General features: G+C 63.9%; 14 protein-coding genes. 4 read left to right on the forward strand and 10 right to left on the reverse strand.

What is annotated here, in order from left to right; all coding sequences use genetic code 11:
• Positions 1–12 precede the first annotated feature (12 nt).
• The 5 genes from dxs to dut all read right to left on the reverse strand — a co-directional run bounded on the left by dxs (position 13) and on the right by dut (position 6,771).
• Positions 13–1,968, reverse strand: coding sequence for a 1-deoxy-D-xylulose-5-phosphate synthase (gene dxs / locus G6N81_RS02615; RefSeq protein WP_165132667.1), 1,956 nt, complete (start codon positions 1,966–1,968; stop codon positions 13–15).
• A gap of 124 nt (positions 1,969–2,092) precedes the next feature.
• On the reverse strand, positions 2,093–4,777 hold the full coding sequence (acnA, locus tag G6N81_RS02620) for an aconitate hydratase AcnA (protein ID WP_165132670.1): 2,685 nt from the start codon (positions 4,775–4,777) through the stop codon (positions 2,093–2,095).
• A gap of 178 nt (positions 4,778–4,955) precedes the next feature.
• The gene (locus G6N81_RS02625; RefSeq protein ID WP_165132673.1) at positions 4,956–5,711 is read right to left on the reverse strand and encodes a DUF3159 domain-containing protein; all 756 of its coding nucleotides are present in this window, start codon (positions 5,709–5,711) and stop codon (positions 4,956–4,958) included.
• Positions 5,708–6,319, reverse strand: a complete 612-nt coding sequence (locus tag G6N81_RS02630) for a DUF3710 domain-containing protein (protein ID WP_165132676.1) — start codon at positions 6,317–6,319, stop codon at positions 5,708–5,710. The genes G6N81_RS02625 and G6N81_RS02630 overlap by 4 nt, the downstream gene beginning before the upstream one ends.
• Positions 6,320–6,339: 20 nt before the next feature.
• A complete protein-coding gene (dut, locus tag G6N81_RS02635; protein WP_206527894.1) occupies positions 6,340–6,771 on the reverse strand; it encodes a dUTP diphosphatase in 432 nt (143 codons plus the stop codon).
• 18 nt (positions 6,772–6,789) lie between these two features.
• Here dut and G6N81_RS02640 point away from each other — a divergent pair, with 18 nt between their 5' ends.
• The gene (locus G6N81_RS02640; RefSeq protein WP_165137638.1) at positions 6,790–7,278 is read left to right on the forward strand and encodes a DUF3093 domain-containing protein; all 489 of its coding nucleotides are present in this window, start codon (positions 6,790–6,792) and stop codon (positions 7,276–7,278) included.
• 13 nt (positions 7,279–7,291) lie between these two features.
• On the opposite strand, the gene G6N81_RS02645 is transcribed toward G6N81_RS02640, so the two are convergent.
• The gene (locus G6N81_RS02645; protein ID WP_165132679.1) at positions 7,292–7,585 is read right to left on the reverse strand and encodes a DUF4193 domain-containing protein; all 294 of its coding nucleotides are present in this window, start codon (positions 7,583–7,585) and stop codon (positions 7,292–7,294) included.
• A 328-nt stretch (positions 7,586–7,913) separates the two neighbouring features.
• Here G6N81_RS02645 and sepH point away from each other — a divergent pair, with 328 nt between their 5' ends.
• A complete protein-coding gene (sepH, locus tag G6N81_RS02650; RefSeq protein ID WP_165132682.1) occupies positions 7,914–8,885 on the forward strand; it encodes a septation protein SepH in 972 nt (323 codons plus the stop codon).
• Here the strand turns inward: sepH and G6N81_RS02655 are convergent, their stop codons facing one another.
• Positions 8,886–10,013, reverse strand: a complete 1,128-nt coding sequence (locus tag G6N81_RS02655; protein WP_165132685.1) for an alkaline phosphatase family protein — start codon at positions 10,011–10,013, stop codon at positions 8,886–8,888.
• A 108-nt stretch (positions 10,014–10,121) separates the two neighbouring features.
• Here G6N81_RS02655 and G6N81_RS02660 point away from each other — a divergent pair, with 108 nt between their 5' ends.
• Positions 10,122–12,566, forward strand: a complete 2,445-nt coding sequence (locus G6N81_RS02660; protein WP_241245035.1) for a DNA gyrase/topoisomerase IV subunit A — start codon at positions 10,122–10,124, stop codon at positions 12,564–12,566.
• 156 nt (positions 12,567–12,722) lie between these two features.
• On the opposite strand, the gene G6N81_RS02665 is transcribed toward G6N81_RS02660, so the two are convergent.
• Positions 12,723–14,816, reverse strand: a complete 2,094-nt coding sequence (locus G6N81_RS02665) for a DNA gyrase/topoisomerase IV subunit B (RefSeq protein WP_165132688.1) — start codon at positions 14,814–14,816, stop codon at positions 12,723–12,725.
• Positions 14,817–14,995: 179 nt separating this feature from the next.
• On the opposite strand from G6N81_RS02665, the gene G6N81_RS02670 reads away from it, so the two are divergent.
• Positions 14,996–15,211 carry a DUF7455 domain-containing protein gene (locus G6N81_RS02670; protein WP_165132691.1) on the forward strand — a complete coding sequence of 72 codons (216 nt, stop codon included), beginning with the start codon at positions 14,996–14,998 and terminating at the stop codon, positions 15,209–15,211.
• 55 nt (positions 15,212–15,266) lie between these two features.
• On the opposite strand, the gene G6N81_RS02675 is transcribed toward G6N81_RS02670, so the two are convergent.
• Entirely contained in the window at positions 15,267–16,307 is a 1,041-nt protein-coding gene (locus G6N81_RS02675) for an alanine racemase (protein ID WP_165132694.1), read from the reverse strand.
• Complete coding sequence (locus G6N81_RS02680; RefSeq protein ID WP_241245036.1) at positions 16,304–16,975, reverse strand: alanine racemase C-terminal domain-containing protein; 672 nt, start codon at positions 16,973–16,975, stop codon at positions 16,304–16,306. Before G6N81_RS02680 ends, G6N81_RS02675 begins: the two co-directional genes overlap by 4 nt.
• Between the last annotated feature and the right edge of the window lie 38 nt (positions 16,976–17,013).

Below are 17,013 nucleotides of genomic sequence, written 5' to 3' on the forward strand. Positions count from 1 at the left end.
CTTTCTACGTTGCTAGCGCTTTGGACGAACCGGCTGGGTGCTGATCGCCCCCGTGCGCGTCATGGGAGCCTCTGAGCGGGCCACAGGAACGCGAGTTCCCAAAACCTGAGAGACGACGTCCTGCGCAATTCTCGTGGCTGTCAGACCCGCATCGTCCAGGATCTCGCCACGCGAGGCGTGGTCAATGAAGGCATCGGGAAGCCCCAGCTCGTCGACGGCAGTGTCGATTCCCGCCTCTCGCAATACCTGGCGCACGCGCGTTCCGATGCCGCCGACGCGAATTCCGTCTTCGATCGTGATGACGAGTCGGTGACGATCAGCCAGACTCACGATCGACTCGGCCACCGGAACGACCCAGCGCGGGTCGACAACCGTCGCTCCGATCCCCTGCGCTTTGAGACGTCGAGCGACATCAAGGGCAATCGCGGCAAACGGACCGATTCCCACGAGGAGCACGTCTTCGTCGCCATCGCGGAAGAGCACGTCTGTTCCATCTGGTCGGCGCTCAATCGCCGCGATCTCGTCTCCGACGGCGCCCTTCGGAAAACGCACAACGGTGGGCGCATCATCAACGGCAACTGCCTCATCGAGCACCTCGCGCAGGCGCTCGGCATCACGCGGGGCGGCGATGCGGATGTTCGGCACAATGTGCAGGAGCGCAAGATCCCACATACCGTGATGACTGGGTCCGTCCGGTCCGGTGACACCGGAACGGTCGAGGACGAACGTGACACCGGCGCGATGCAGAGCCACGTCCATCAGTACCTGGTCGAACGCCCGATTGACGAAGGTCGAATAGAGGGCGACCACCGGGTGAAGCCCGCCGTAGGAGAGCCCCGCTGCCGTTGTGACCGCGTGTTGCTCCGCAATACCCACGTCGTACGTGCGCTCGGGGAATCGCTCGCTGAACGGGCCGAGGCCCGTTGGTCGCAGCATGGCAGCGGTGATCGCGATCACGTCGTCGCGACGCTCGCCGATATCAACGAGCTTCTCGGCGAAAACTTCGGTCCACCCTGTGCCGCCGGGCGCGCCGATCGCTTCGCCCGTCAGCGGGTCGATTCGTCCGACAGCATGGAACTGGTCGGCTTCGTTTTCGCGCGCCGGCTCGTATCCCCGCCCCTTCTCGGTAATCGCGTGAACGATCACGGGGGCGCTGTACGACTTGGCCAGCTCGAGTGTCTCCATCAGCGCGGGAAGATCATGTCCATCGACCGGTCCGAGGTACTTGATGTCCAGCTGCGCATAGAGGGCATCGTTGTTCGTGAAGCGCGTGAGGAAGCCGTGTGTTCCTCCGCGGACTCCCCGGTAGAACGCCCGACCAATCTTCCCGAATCGCCTCGCTGCTTTGCCCGACTTTTCGTCGAGGTCACGGTACGTGGACGCCGTACGAACACGGTTGAGGTATCGGGCCATCCCGCCGATCGTCGGAGCGTAGGAGCGGCCGTTGTCGTTGACGACGATGACGAGATTCCGGTCGTTGTCGTCCGTGATGTTATTGAGCGCCTCCCACGTCATTCCCCCCGTCAGGGCACCATCGCCGACGACGGCGACGACATGGCGGTCGTCGCGACCCGTCTGTGCAAAGCCACGTGAAATCCCGTCGGCCCAGCTCAACGAACTCGACGCGTGGGAGGACTCGACGACGTCGTGCTCGCTCTCAGAGCGCTGTGGGTACCCGGCAAGTCCGCCACGCGAACGCAGGCCGTCGAAGTCCTGGCGCCCCGTGAGGAGCTTGTGCACATAGGACTGATGCCCCGTGTCCCAGACAATGGGGTCCCGCGGAGACTCGAACACGCGGTGTAGCGCGATCGTCAGCTCAACGACGCCAAGGTTCGGCCCCAGGTGACCGCCCGTACGCGATACGTTCTCGACCAGAAACTCGCGCAGCTCTGCAGCGAGTTGTGTGAGTTCCTCGGGTGACAGGCGATCGAGGTCCCGCGGACCACTAATCCCATCTAACAGAGTCATGATTCGAGAATACGCGGATGGCGTGGAGATCGGGTCCGCACACACGCAATGGGGATAGCCATACAGTACGAAACTGCCCCTCCCGGCTTACGCCGGAAGGGGCAGAGACTCCTGCGTCCTGGGGTCAGACCAGGCTACGCAGCACGTACTGCAGAATGCCGCCGTTGCGGTAGTAGTCCGCTTCACCCGGAGTGTCGATGCGAACAACCGCGTCGAATTCCACCGTCTTCTTACCGGCGGGCGAGTGCTCGCTCGGCTGCGCCGTGACACGAACCGTCTTGGGGGTGACGCCTTCGTTCAGCTCAGTGAGGCCCGTGATCGAGAAGGACTCGGTTCCGTCCAAGCCCAGCGACTCCACCGACTCACCCTCGGGGAACTGCAGCGGAACAACGCCCATTCCGATGAGGTTCGAACGGTGAATGCGCTCGAAGCTCTCGGTGATAACAGCCTTCACACCGAGAAGGCGCGTGCCCTTGGCTGCCCAGTCACGCGATGAACCGGAGCCGTACTCCTTGCCGCCGAGAACAACGAGGGGTGTGTCCTGCGCGGCATAGTTCTGCGCGGCGTCGTAGATGAACGACTGCGGAGCGCCTTCCTGCGTGAAGTCGCGGGTGTATCCACCCTCAACGCCATCCAGGAGCTGGTTGCGGAGACGAATGTTCGCGAACGTTCCGCGAATCATGACCTCGTGGTTACCGCGTCGCGAACCGTAGGAGTTGAAGTTCCTGCGCTCAATGCCGTGCTCCTGCAGGTAGCGGCCCGCGGGAGTATCGGCCTTGATCGCGCCGGCTGGCGAGATGTGGTCGGTGGTAACCGAGTCACCGAGCTTCGCGAGAACTCGCGCGCCCTCAATGTCCGACACCGGGGTGAGCTCGAGCGTCATGCCGTCGAAGTACGGGGGCTTGCGCACGTACGTCGACTCGTCTGCCCACTCAAAGGTGTTTCCGGTGGGGGTCGGGAGGTTCTTCCAACGCTCGTCGCCCTCGAAAACGCCCGCGTACTGGCGCGTGAACATCTCAGTGTTGATCGACGAGTCAATCGTCGACTGCACCTCGTCGGCCGAGGGCCAGATGTCCTTGAGGTAGACATCGTTGCCGTCCTGGTCCTGGCCGAGCGCATCGTTGTCGAAGTCGAAGTTCATCGATCCCGCGAGCGCGTATGCGATGACCAGCGGCGGGGACGCCAGGTAGTTCATCTTCACGTCGGGGTTGATGCGACCCTCGAAGTTACGGTTACCCGAGAGGACCGCCGTCACGGCAAGGTCATTCTCGTTGATCGCTTCCGAGACCTCTTCGATGAGCGGACCGGAGTTACCGATGCACGTGGTGCATCCATAGCCGACCGTGTAGAAGCCGAGCTTCTCCAGGTCTTCGTTGAGGCCGGCCTTCTCGTAGTACTCGGTGACGACCTTGGAACCCGGCGCCATCGTGGTCTTCACCCACGGCTGTGCCGTGAGTCCCTTGGCGACAGCGTTGCGGGCCAGCAGGCCGGCAGCAAGCATCACGGACGGGTTCGACGTGTTGGTGCAGGACGTGATCGCGGCGATCGTGACCGCGCCGTGGTCGATCGTGTACTCGCCCGTAACACCGGAAACGGCACTGGGCTTGGACGCAACGTCCGTGTAGACCGGGAGGTCCTTCGCGAACTGCTCCTTGGAGCGCGTGAGCTCGATGCGGTCCTGGGGACGCTTCGGGCCCGAAATCGACGGAACAACCGTCGACAGGTCCAGCTCGAGATACTCACTGAATGCGGGCTCGACCGACGGGTCGTGCCACATGTGCTGTTCCTTGGCGTATGCCTCGACCAGCGCGAGCTGCTCTTCGCTACGACCCGTGAGACGCAGGTAGTCGAGCGTGACGTCGTCGACGGGGAACATCGCGGCGGTCGACCCGAACTCGGGGCTCATGTTGCCGATCGTGGCACGGTTCGCGAGCGGAACCTTGCCGACACCGTCGCCGTAGAACTCGACGAACTTTCCGACCACACCGTGCTGACGCAGCATGTCGGTGATGGTGAGAACGACGTCGGTCGCCGTAACACCGGCGGGAATCTCGCCCGTCAGGCGGAAGCCGACGACCTTCGGGATGAGCATCGAAACAGGCTGGCCAAGCATGGCCGCCTCGGCCTCGATACCGCCGACGCCCCAGCCGAGCACGCCGAGGCCGTTGACCATCGTCGTGTGCGAGTCGGTGCCGACACACGTGTCGGGGTATGCCTGAACGACGCCGTTGACCTCGCGCGTGTAAGTGGTGCGGGCCAGGTGCTCGATGTTGACCTGGTGCACGATGCCGGTTCCGGGCGGGACGACCTTGAAGTCGTCGAACGCCGTCTGACCCCAGCGCAAGAACTGGTAGCGCTCGCCGTTGCGCTCGTACTCGATCTCGGTGTTGCGCTCGTACGCGTCGGCACGGCCGAACAGGTCGGCAATCACCGAGTGGTCGATCACGAGCTCGGCTGGTGCGAGCGGGTTGATCTTGGTGGGGTCGCCACCGAGATCAGCAACGGCCTCACGCATCGTCGCGAGGTCCACGATGCAGGGCACGCCGGTGAAGTCCTGCATCACCACGCGCGCCGGCGTGAACTGGATCTCGGAGCTGGTTTCGCCCTTGGCGTCCCAGTTTCCGATCGAAGCGATCTGCTCGCGGGTGACGTTCGCGCCGTCCTCCGTGCGGAGCAGGTTCTCGAGCAGCACCTTGAGGCTGTAGGGAAGCTTTTCGTATCCCTCGACCGCGTCAATGCGGTAAATCTCATAGTCGGTACTGCCGACAGTCAGGGTGCTCTTGGCACCGAAGCTATTCACCGTAGACACGGTTGTCTCCTCCTGGTCGACCGCGGCTTTGCGCCTCCCATCTTGCTCTCAGCAAGAGGTGACTGCTACCAAGGGCGCCCTAACAAGATCGCAGGTCTTGGACGCCCTCACCTTTCGGCGCAAATTATCTTGATGTCGAGATAAATTCTACACGACACCGTCGACCAGAACACGCGGTCTACAGGGATTCGCGCGTGTCGGGCTCCGCCTTCTTTGGCGGGTAGAGGGCGCGCACCGCGAGCCATGTCACCGCAACGAGCGGCGCGAAAAGCGGAATTCCCATCACAAGCTTGACGGTTCCCAGCACCTGCACGTCGGTTCCCGAGAGCCACATCGGGAACTGAACAGCCAGGCGAGCGATGAACAGTGTCGCCCACATGATCGCCAGCCAAAAGAACACCCGGCGCTTACGACGGTCCTGCCGCCAGGCCAGGCCCTCGTCCATGAGGAAGCCGACGGCGAGGCCGATGAGTGACCAGCCGGCGAAAGCCGAGATCAAAAACGCCGATCCGTACGCGACGTTCGTCAGGAATCCCGGGATGAAGTTGTCCTCCGCGCGCCCTGTGAACAGAACAAGAGCGCCGGCGACGCCGACGGCGATCAATCCCCCGAGAGCCGCGGACGGCGCCTGACGCTGCGCAAGGCGCGCGATCGTGAAGACCGCAGCCGCGGCGACCGACAGAACAACCGCAAGAACCAGCTGATCGCGCCAGACGGTGAGGCTCACCAGGAACACCAGGAGCGGAAGAACGGACTCCACGATGCCACGGACACCGCCCATTGCCTTCCACACAACCTTGCCGGTTGTCGCGTCCTCAGCGGGGTCCAGCCCCGCCCGCCGCGCCGCCTGTCCGAGCGCGGCACTCAGCGACTCAGAGGGTCTGGTTTCCTGCGGCTGCTCCCCTTCGACCTCGCCGCGCTCCTGTTCGCTCACGAACCCGGCGTCGTCGGCATCGAGAGAGGAATCAGATCACGCGGCGGCATCGGCGAGGCTCCGCGAACGACGACGATGGAACGGAACAGATCCTCGATCTGTTCCGCCTTTCCGGGATCGCTTGCTCCCGCTCCGCCGATCACTCCGCGCAGGAACCAGCGCGGGCCGTCAACGCCGACGAAGCGAGCGATGCGCGTTCCCCCCTCAGCAGCAGAGGCAGGGACCTCGGCGAGCAGCTCCGGGCCAAACGGGCCGTTACGTTCCTCGACACGGCCCCCTTGCTGCGACACCTGCGAGCGAATTTGCTCGCGCGTCTCATGCCACAATCCCTCGGACCGCGGAGCGGCGAACGGCTGCACCTGCAGCGTGGAGTCGGCGTAGTCGAGACCGACGGCCACGATGCGCTTGGTCTTCTCCTCCACCTCAAGACGCAGGTTGAGACCTTCGCGCGGAAGGATCTTCACCCCGCCGAGATCGATGTACGGGCGGACGGGATTCGCTTCCGCCTCGTCGAACGGCCCAGCAGTGGCGCGGTCGGATGGAGCCGACTTTTCCGTCTGCTGGACTGTGGCCTGCGTCTCCTGCAGATCTTCGTTGTCGTCAGTCATTTTCTTGTTCTCCGTCTCGATCAGCTGCCGCTGGATCCGAATCCGCCCTCACCGCGGACGCTGTCAGGCAGCTCCGCGGTTGGCACGAAGTTCGCACGGGCGACGGGCATGATGATCAGCTGGGCGATGCGGTCGCCCTCCGCAATGTCGTAGGGCTCGCGAGCATCCGTGTTCAGCAACGCCACCTTGATCTCGCCCCGGTAGCCGGCATCGATCGTTCCTGGCGAGTTGACGATCGTAATTCCGTGCTTCACGGCGAGACCGCTACGCGGCACAACGAAGGCCGCTATGCCCTCTGGCAGGGCGATGCGAACGCCCGTTCCCACAAGGGCTCGCTCGCCCGGATCAAGGCGAACACTTTCAGCGGCAACGAGGTCGGCACCGGCGTCACCCGGGTGCGCATAGACGGGCACCTGCGGTGCGACAATGGGGATGTCCACGGAATCGGTCACACAGCGAGGGTAGTTCACATCAACGACACCGAGAGCACAGGACGCCCTGTTCCTGTCGACGTTACGTACCGCGAGCGCCTCACACCGTCGCTCTGGATCCTCGCGGGGGCGACCATTATTGGCCCCATGTTGGCGCTGGTGTTCGTTCAGCTCGACGGAGCAATCGCGCTCGGGATCGGCGCGGCAGCGTCGATTGCGCTCGTAGCCGCGCTGGTGATCAGCGCTCCGCGCGTGTCCGTCGAAGCCGGTGAGCTCAGAGCTGGTCGCGCACACATTGCTGTCGACGACCTCGGTGAGCCGCGCGCGCTCATGGGTGACGAAGCCCGGCACGCCCGCACCGCTGGTATCGATCACCGCGGTTGGTACCTGATACGCGGAGGGATCGCCGGGGCGGTCGTTGTTCCCAACACCGATCCCGACGATCCCGTCACGTCGTGGACGATCTCGACCCGCACTCCTGACCGCCTTGCGGCCGCAATTTTGAGAGCGCAGTCGACGATCTCCTAGCTCTACACGCTCCTCAAACGGAGCAGTCCTTGCAGATGAGGTCGTTGCCATCAACGTGGTCAAGCTGCGAGCGGTGCTTCACGAGGAAGCAGCCCATGCACGTGAACTCATCCTGCTGAGGGGGAAGAACGACCACGTCGAGCTCGACGTTCGAGAGGTCGTTACCGCCGAGAATGATGTCGGGGTTGTCGGCATCCTCGTTCTCGTTCGCCGCTGCTCGAGTAGAACGCGCCGCCTTCAGGGCCTCGATGGACTCGTTTCCTTCGTCCTCGTTCTTATTGCGCGGTGCGTCGTAATCTGTTGCCATCGCCGGGCGTCACTTCTTTCGCAAGATTCTGGGTGGGTCGGGGTGCTCCGCGCGATCCGCTCAACTCTCGAGCGACTCGTGGGGTGGTGTGCGTCGTTCGCTCACGGTCGATGGATCGGAAGCAGGATCCGTGCGCGGGGCGGCGACAGTCTGCACGACGTCGCCGCGTTTGGCAAGTTATTCGAAAAAGACCGGCGCGCCTGTGACGGCGCTGAGCGTGCTAACTGATGAAACGCACGGCGCGCCCAGAGTGTTCCCGATTTCCCCCGGCGCGCGTGGCACCATGTGTCCCGGGCGCCCGTGGGGCGTTTGCCGGAGAGGAGGCGAGATGGAAAACCTGACCATCGTGGGCACCGAGGGTCTGAAACTCGTCCTCGCCACGGACAAGGGACAGCGCTTCACCCTCGATATCGATGACATGCTGCGATCCGAGATGCGCAAGGCGCGGACGGAAGCAGCGCCGGGTCCTCGCGAAACAGGACCGGGGCCGCGCGAGATACAGGCGCAGATCCGCGCCGGTCTCAGCGCCGAACACGTCGCTGAGATTCTTCAGTGCAGCATCGATCGGGTTCGCCTTTTCGAAGGTCCGGTTCTCGCCGAGCGTGAGCACATCGTCGGCCGCGCTCTCGCGATGCCCGTTCTCACGGACGTTCAGATCGACCGCGATGAAATGCCAACCTTCGGAACCGCGATTCGGGAGAAGCTCACCGATCTCGCCGCGGTGGGAGAACGATGGACGAGCTGGAAGACCGACGAGGAGTGGGTCGTCAAGCTCACCTTCACGGCAAGCGGCGTCGAGCACGATGCCAGATGGACGTTTGATCCTCGCCGGAGCGCGCTCGCCCCCGCGAATGACGATGCGGCACAGCTCTCGCGCCAGGGCAAAGTGCCTGATGGCCTCATCCCCCGTCTGCGCGCACTCGACTCCGATGGCTCAAAGGACGATTCCTCGTTCGACAAGAACGCGTTTCAGATCGACGAGCAACAACCGGAACCTCAGGAAGAGAAGCCGGTAGACACGGCCGACCTTCTCGAGGCGCTCCGGCGCCGGCGTGGGCAGCGCGAAGCACCATCGTCGCCATCCGAGAGCGATAGCGCTGTCGCCCCACGCCCGCTCGCGATAATCGGGTCATCCCCCGAGCGAGAAGAGCGAAGCGAACCGTCTGCGCCGGAGGACGGCACACCGGACGCGACGCCCGATGACCAGAACACGACGCCCGTCGAGCCCTCGCGCCGCCGTGGCCGCCCTGCAATGCCGTCGTGGGACGAGATTGTCTTCGGGGCTCGCAGCGACGACTGATCAGGCGTAGGCGCCGAGGCGAATGAGGGGAACGATCGTTTCCTCTGGCGTTGTCGAGCCGTGCTGTCCGATCATCAGCTGGGCACGCTTCTCCTCCAGACGGTCGTCGTAGAACGCCCACAGTCCACGTGCAGCAACGAGAACATCTCCGATGCGCCCGCGCACATGGTCGGCAACGTCTCCGAAGAGACCGGCGGCAATCGCTTCGTCTCGCGTGGACACCTCTGCCGTTCCCTCGGAGAGCTCACGCCACGAGTCCGCAACCTGCCGCGGGTCGATGCCGGGTTCGACGTACAGGTGAAGCATGCGCGGCTCGCCTCCGATATGCCGAACACCCCCCAACCGTGGATCGCTGTCTTGCAGAAGAACGTGCCGGGTCCGGGGAACGTCGATCATGCCGTGGTCCGATGTGACGACCGCGCCCACTCTGTTCGACAGCTTCCCGGCAGCGTGCAGCGCTCCGTCGATCGACTCGAGCGTGCTGCGCCAGCGATCCGAATCGACACCATACTTGTGCCCGGTCTGGTCGAGTTCAGGAAGGTAGCAGTAGACGAATACGCCATCACTCTGCTCAGCAAGAGCGATGGCGACACGCACGCGTTGTGCGAGATCGTCCTCCGCAACGTACTCAGCGCCGCGCATGAGCGCGCGTGTCAGCCCCGTTGATCGATACTTCGACATTCCGACGGCGTACGGCGTCAGGCCACGTCGCACCGCCTGCTCGAAGATCGTCGCCGAGCGCTGCCACGTGTCCGGGTCTAGTCCGTCTTTTTCGTAGCCGTCGAGCTGATTCACGAGCAGATCTTGCTCCGGGTCCCGCACCCGATACCCGACGAGTCCATGCTGTCCCGGCCAGGCGCCGGTAAGAATCGTCGACAGCGCCGCAGCCGTCGTCGACGGGAAAACGGTGCGCGCCACCTGTTTCTTCCCTCCGGCCTGCGACAGGAATCGGGCATGACCACGGTGGCTACGCAACTGAATCGCGCCCAGGCCATCAACCACGAACATGATCGCCGAGCGAGCGGCGGGAAACCAGGCGGACTCCCCCGTTGTCGACAGGAGCATCTCAGACGCCACTCCGGCGAGATTTCGGGCCTCGGCAGGTGCCGCCGGTAGGATATTTTGCATCCGGAACAGTCTCGCACAGCACCCGTAACGGCGCCCCAGGGCACCTCCGCGAGACGTCCGCCGCCCGTCGCATTCGCCGGGCGTCCCCCACCCCGTCAGAGAGGGCACATGGCGCGCAAGCAGGAAGCCACGGCACCGGTCGAGGAACGCATCGAGGACGTCCCGCTCGAAACTGAGATGCAGGGCTCGTACCTCGAGTATGCGTACTCCGTGATTTACTCGCGCGCGCTCCCCGACGCACGAGATGGTCTGAAGCCGGTGCAGCGCCGCATCCTCTACCAGATGGCCGAAATGGGCCTGCGGCCGGAAAAGGGCCATGTCAAAAGCGCCCGTGTCGTCGGCGAGGTGATGGGTAAGCTCCACCCCCACGGCGACAGCGCGATCTACGACGCCCTGGTCCGCCTCGCACAAGACTTCGCTCTGCGCGTCCCTCTCGTCGATGGGCATGGCAACTTCGGTTCGCTCGACGATGGGCCGGCCGCCGCCCGGTACACCGAGGCGCGCCTAGATCGCGCGGCGATGACGATGACGGAGAACCTCGACGAAGACGTCGTTGATTTCATCCCGAACTACGACGGCCAGTTCACGCAGCCGGCCGTCTTGCCGTCTGCGTATCCGAATCTCCTCGTCAACGGCGCCGCGGGCATCGCTGTCGGCATGGCAACGAACATGGCGCCCCACAATCTCATCGAGGTTGTGGCGGCGGCCACGCACCTGCTGGAAAACCCCGACGCGACAACAGAAGACCTCATGGAGTTCGTTCCAGGGCCGGACTTCCCTTCTGGCGGTGTCATCATGGGCCTCGACGGCGTGCGCGACGCGTATGAGACGGGTCGTGGCTCGGTCAAGGTGCGCGCAAAGGCGCAGATCGAGCAAATCGGGCCGCGCCGCACCGGCATCATCATCACCGAGTTGCCCTACATGGTGGGCCCGGAACGTGTGATCGAGAAGCTCAAAGACGCTGTGCAGTCGAAGAAGCTCCAGGGCATCAGCGACGTGAACGATCTAACGGATCGTAAGCACGGGCTGCGCCTGGTCATCGGCGTCAAAACGGGTTTCGACCCCGAGGCTGTTCTTGAGCGGCTCTACCGGCTGACGCCCCTCGAAGACTCGTTCGGCTTCAACAACGTCGCGCTCGTCGATGGTCAGCCGTCGACACTCGGCCTCAAGGACCTTCTCGCTGTTTATGTCAATCACCGCGTTGAGGTTGTCACCCGCCGCTCGACGTACCGTCTGAACAAACGGCGGGATCGGCTCCACCTCGTCCGCGGGCTTCTGACGGCGATCCTCGACATCGACGAGGTGATCCAGGTCATCCGCACCTCTGAGACGAGCGAGGAGGCTCGATCGCGCCTGTGCCAGGTGTTCGACCTCGATGAGACGCAGGCCGAGTACATTCTGGAACTCCGGCTGCGACGCCTCACCAAGTTCTCGCGGATCGAGCTCGAGAAAGAACAGGCCGAGCTCCTCGCCGAGATCGCGGCTCTCGAGGAGCTGCTGGGCTCGGATGTCCTCATCCGCGCCCAGGTCGCGGCGGAACTCCAGGCCGTCTCTGATGAGCTCGGAACGCCGCGGCGCACCGTGCTCATGAACGCGAAGCCGCAACCGAAGCGGTCGGCAAAGACGGGCGACGCCGATTTGCAGATTGCCGACGGACCCACCCTCGTTGCCCTGTCGACGACCGGCCGCGCCGTGCGCATCGAAACGAGCGAGGGGCAGCTGGTCGTGCCACCTGCGCGCCGGAGCAAACACGATGCCATTCTGCAGACCGTGGCGGGAACCATTCGCGGCGAGCTCGGTGCTCTCACGAGCAAGGGCCGGGTGATTCGCTTCCATCCGATTGATCTGCCCTCTGTTCCGTCATCGTCTATTTCGCTGAGCGCCGGCGTCAAGCTCCGCGACTACATCGGCCTCGTGGACAAATCAGAAGACGTCATCGGACTGCTGGCCTTCTCAAGCGACGTTCCCGTCGCCCTGGGGACATCGCAGGGCATCGTGAAGCGCATTGTCCCGTCGGCGCTTCCCGCAAACAAGACTGATCTTGAGGTCTTCGCTCTGAAAAAGGGCGACAGGGTCGTCGGTGCTGCCACCGCTCCTGACGAAACAGACCTCGTGTTCATCACATCGGATGCGCGTCTGTTGCGGTTCTCTGCAGATTCCGTGCGGCCGCAGGGCCCAACGGCTGGCGGAATGGCCGGCATCAAGTTGTCCGCGGGCGGATCGGCACTGTTCTTCGGCTCCGTTGTCGGTGACGGGAACGTCGTTGTGACGATCTCCTCGGGCGGAGAAACACTGTTGGGCACCGAACCCGGCCGGGCGAAGGTGAGCGACTTCGGAGAATTTCCCGCCAAGGGTCGCGCAACGGGTGGCGTGCGCACCCACGCGTTCCTGAAGGGCGAGGATCGCCTGCAACTCGCATACGCCGGACCGGATCCCGCCTACGCGCTCGGCGCGCAGGGATCGGTGCGCAAGCTCCCGATGACGCTATCGAAGCGCGATGGTTCCGGTCAGGTTCTCGAGGCAGAGATCACCACGATCGGACGCTCGCTCTAACTCGGACCCCGGCGCGTGGCGTCGGCGTCCGAGTTCGTACGTCGTTTAGCCGCACCGCTACCGTGCTGACAACGAGGTGTGCGGACCCAGACGCGCCGTTGTTCCGTGCTCGGCATCAGCGCCAATTGCGGTCAACAGCGGCCTGGCCGCATTCGCTTAGGCGTCGATGGCGTCCTTATCGAGGTTGGCTGCTCCCGCGACGATGAACTCGCGACGAGGAGCCACCTCCGACCCCATCAGCATCTCGAAGACATGACCTGCCGCCTCAGCGTCGGCCATGCGGACGCGGCGAAGAAGCCGCCCGTCTCGGCTCATCGTCGTGTCTGCGAGCTGGTCGGCATCCATTTCGCCCAGGCCCTTGTAGCGCTGGATGGGTTCCTGCCACTTCTTGTTCTGACGCCGAAGCTTTGCAAGCAGCTGATTGAGCTCACGGTCGCTGTACGTGTAGAGCGTCTCGTTGGGCTTAGAACCGGGGTTCTGCACGATCACGCGATGAAGCGGGGGAACCGCCGCGTACACGCGTCCGTGTTCGATCAGCGGACGCATGTACCGGTAGAACAGCGTCAGCAGCAGGGTCCGAATGTGCGCGCCATCGACATCGGCGTCGCTCAGGACAATGATCTTTCCGTAGCGAGCGGCATCGATGTCAAAGGTGCGACCGGAGCCGGCACCGACGACCTGGATCAGCGCCGCGCACTCGGCGTTGGAGAGCATGTCTCCGATCGACGCCTTCTGCGTGTTAAGGATCTTTCCTCGAATCGGGAAGAGCGCCTGATACTCGCTGTCCCGTGCCTTGCGCGCCGTGCCCAAGGCCGAGTCACCCTCAACGATGAACAGCTCCGAGTTGGAAATGTCATGGGCGCGGCAATCGACGAGCTTGGCCGGTAGCGATGACGTCTCGAGGGCGTTCTTCCGGCGCTGGGTCTCCTTGTGCTGCCGCGCAGACAAGCGAGCCTTCATCTCGCTGACGACCTTGTCGAGCAGCATCGAGACCTGGTTCTTATCGTCGCGCTTGGTCGACGTGAAGCGCTCCTTCAGCCCCTCACGGACAACCTTGGCCACGATGGCGCGAACTGCCGGGGTGCCCAGGACCTCCTTGGTCTGTCCCTCAAACTGCGGCTCCGGCACCTCGACCGTCAAAACGGCCGTCATGCCGGCGAGAACATCGTCCTTCTCCAGCTTGTCGTTTCCCACCTTCAGGCGGCGGGCGTTCTTCTCGACCTCGGCACGCAACTGCTTTGTCAGCTCCTGTTCGAAGCCCTGCTGGTGCGTTCCGCCCTTCGGCGTCGAGATGATGTTCACAAACGACCGCGTGATCGAGTCGTAGCCCGTCCCCCACCGCAATGCGATGTCGACGCGGCACTCGCGCTGGACTTCCGTGGACTGCATGGAGCCGTCCGGCTGCAGCGTGGGAACGGTCTCTGCGAACGTTCCCGTGCCCTGTAGGCGCCAGGTATCGGTGACGGGAGCATCGGTGGCGAGGAAGTTCGCGAACTCGCTAATGCCGCCATCGAACCGATAGCTCGTCTCACGAAGACCAACATCCGGGTCGTCGATTCCGCGCTCATCGCGGAGCACGATTTCCAGGCCGGGAACAAGGAAGGCTGTCTGCCGAGCGCGTGTGACGAGATCGTCGTACTGGAACGCCGCCTCTGGCGTAAAAATCTGACGGTCGGCCCAGTACCGAACCCGGGTGCCCGTCACCCCCTTGCGCGTTTTCCCGATAACGCGCAGTTCACTTCCGGAGATAAAGGGGGAAAAAACGGCGTCTGGCCGCTTTTCTCCCTGATCGGCAAAGTTGCCCGGTTCGCCGCGACGGAACGACATCGCATAGGTTTTGCCACCGCGGTCGACCTCGACATCGAGGCGCTCGCTCAGCGCATTGACAACCGATGCGCCAACGCCGTGAAGACCGCCCGATGCGGCGTAGGAGCCACCGCCGAACTTTCCTCCGGCGTGCAGCTTCGTGTAGACAACTTCGACGCCTGTGAGACCTGTGCGCGGCTCCACATCCACGGGCACACCGCGGCCATCGTCGCGTACTTCGACGCTTCCGTCGGCACGGAGAATCACCGCGATGCGCTCACCGTGGCCGGCCACCGCTTCGTCAACGGAGTTGTCAATGATCTCCCACAGGCAGTGCATGAGGCCGGGAGATCCGTTGGACCCGATGTACATCCCCGGACGTTTGCGAACGGCCTCGAGACCCTCGAGAACCTGCAGGTGATGGGCGGAGTACTCAGTTGTCACAGTATTCGATCCTATCTTCGATTGCCGTGAGCGCTTCGGAGACACTCCCTCACAGCACCGGTGGTACGCCCTGGGCGAAACAGGGCGAGATCTCGGGCCCTCCCCAGCGCTACCCGTGGTTGTATTGACCGCAAGCGAATTCCGCTGACAGGTGATCTCGACACGAGGGAGGCAGCACGATGACTGCAACGACGACGGCAGAGGCACCGGTCGAACATCGACTCTCAGCCCTGGACCGATGCGATGCGTGCGGCGCCCAGGCGTACATCGAAGCGGTCGTGGGAGGTAGTGCTCTGCTCTACTGCGCACACCACGGTCGCAAGTTCGAAGAAAAGCTACGCGCGGTTGCCGACAGCTGGCACGACGAAACAGGCAAGCTCGCCGCCGACGCGTAACGCCCCATCCGATTTCACGGCGCTCCTCCTGCTCGCAGGAGGAGCGCCGTTGTTTTTAGGGGACGTAGCGCCGCGGAACAAGCGGCGAAACGCGTAGCAGCGGTTCCTCGCCGACGGTGCCGATTGCCTCCCCCACATCGGTCGGCGTCATTTCGCCGCGTGTTCCGGGTCCGAAAACGATCACCACATCATCGACGTTCGCATCGCGCCATCCCTCGATGCGCGTCTCGAACGTTTCGACGCTGATGATTCCTCGTGGTCCGACAGGAGTGGAAACGTGTGATCGTCCCGCCAACGATGACGCCAGGCCATCCGCCGAGCCGATCGCGATTGTGACGTCGTCTGCCGATACGTGCGAGACGCGCGCAACGAGCGTCGCAATCGGAGCAATTTCGGAGATGTCCGGCCCGCCTTCGGACCGAATACCGAAACAAAAGGCGCCAATGCGGGTGAGGTCATATCGGAACTCGGGGCGATGCCACGCGGCAGCGCTGGCCGCGAGATGGCGCACCTCGGGCTCGAGCCCCACGCTCTTTGCCACATCGACAGCGCGGTCGAACTCGGCGCGGGACACGTCATCCTCCGCGTCACTCGCTTCCGCGATGTGGCTCCAGATCCCCACAACGCGCAGACATCCCGCCCGCTCCAGCGCATATGCCCGTCGGCAGAAGTTGTCCCAGTGCTCGGGCCGCACACCGTTGCGGTGAAGGCCCGTGTCGATCTTCAGGTGAACCCTCGCGACGATGCCGGTGTCGTCAGCGACAGTCGCGACCCGCTCCAGATAGTCGACGTCGCCCACCCCCAGCTCCAGTCCGCCCTCCAGAGCCTCCGCTGCTTCCGGAGCCGAGACGGTCATCCAGGCGAGAACGCGGGCGTCCTCCCCCGCTGTGCGTCGTGCCCGCAGAGAGCTGGGAAGGTCCATCCCGCCGAACCAGCGCGCGCCTGCCTCGTAGGCGGCTTGGACAATCGGCTCGACGCCCTGCGCATATGCATCGTCTTTAATCACGACGAGGACCTCCGCCGGTGCCATGCGTTCACGCACCGCAGCGACGTTTGTGCGCAGCTGCGCGAGATCGATGATCAGCTCAGCACTCATGCCACAACCTCCCTGCGGTTCATAGCGCCGATCGTCGCAACGATCTCAATCGGTGTCAGCGCACTCGCCCGAGCCCAGTCGTCCAGAAACCCCGGTACCGCCGGGCCGAAGTACGTCGCCTCATCGCCGGTCGCCACCGGGGTGTCCCCCGTATCCACCACGCAAACGTCCATCGCGATTCTGCCGACAATCGGCATTTCTCGGCCGGCCAAGCGCAACGACACCTGTCCACCAATTGCCCGGACAACTCCCTGGGCATACCCACCGGAGACAAGTGCCGCGTTCGTCTCATGGGATGCACGGAATCGATACCCGTAGGAGACACCATCCCCCGAGCGGAGGGGCTTGGTCTGCAACACCGGCGCAACGAAACTCATTACCTGTTCGCCGTGGCCGGCGAGACCGAACACGGCGTCAGGATCAACCTCGCCCGACGACACGATGTCCAGGCCACACGTCCTGGCACGATCGACGTCTTGCGAATCGACACGAGCAGAGGAAAATCCTGCCGCAATCGCCGCAGCAGCAACCGTGTCAAAACCGTGTCCGCACGCGTCACGGCGCAGATCGATCGCCCCGTTCGAGTCAAGCGCGCGAAGGTTTCGCTCGAGTGCCCCACGCGACACGCGTGTGTATGGGGCGCTCGCGCCCAGAGTCATCGAAACCATCCCCCCTACACTATGACGGGTCCCCGTGATCATGCCCA

The sequence above is a fragment of the Microbacterium amylolyticum genome, assembly GCF_011046975.1.
In the GTDB taxonomy this organism is placed as follows: Bacteria; Actinomycetota; Actinomycetes; order Actinomycetales; family Microbacteriaceae; genus Microbacterium; species Microbacterium amylolyticum.

Bases quoted from the DNA above. Each gene is read 5' to 3' on its own strand.
- G6N81_RS02670 (WP_165132691.1), top strand. From the start codon at position 14,996: ATGACTGCAACGACGACGGCAGAGGCACCGGTCGAACATCGACTCTCA.
- G6N81_RS02680 (WP_241245036.1), bottom strand. From the start codon at position 16,975: ATGGTTTCGATGACTCTGGGCGCGAGCGCCCCATACACACGCGTGTCG.
- G6N81_RS02655 (WP_165132685.1), bottom strand. From the start codon at position 10,013: ATGCAAAATATCCTACCGGCGGCACCTGCCGAGGCCCGAAATCTCGCC.
- sepH (WP_165132682.1), top strand. From the start codon at position 7,914: ATGGAAAACCTGACCATCGTGGGCACCGAGGGTCTGAAACTCGTCCTC.
- G6N81_RS02675 (WP_165132694.1), bottom strand. From the start codon at position 16,307: ATGAGTGCTGAGCTGATCATCGATCTCGCGCAGCTGCGCACAAACGTC.
- dxs (WP_165132667.1), bottom strand. From the start codon at position 1,968: ATGACTCTGTTAGATGGGATTAGTGGTCCGCGGGACCTCGATCGCCTG.
- G6N81_RS02645 (WP_165132679.1), bottom strand. From the start codon at position 7,585: ATGGCAACAGATTACGACGCACCGCGCAATAAGAACGAGGACGAAGGA.
- G6N81_RS02660 (WP_241245035.1), top strand. From the start codon at position 10,122: ATGGCGCGCAAGCAGGAAGCCACGGCACCGGTCGAGGAACGCATCGAG.
- G6N81_RS02630 (WP_165132676.1), bottom strand. From the start codon at position 6,319: ATGACTGACGACAACGAAGATCTGCAGGAGACGCAGGCCACAGTCCAG.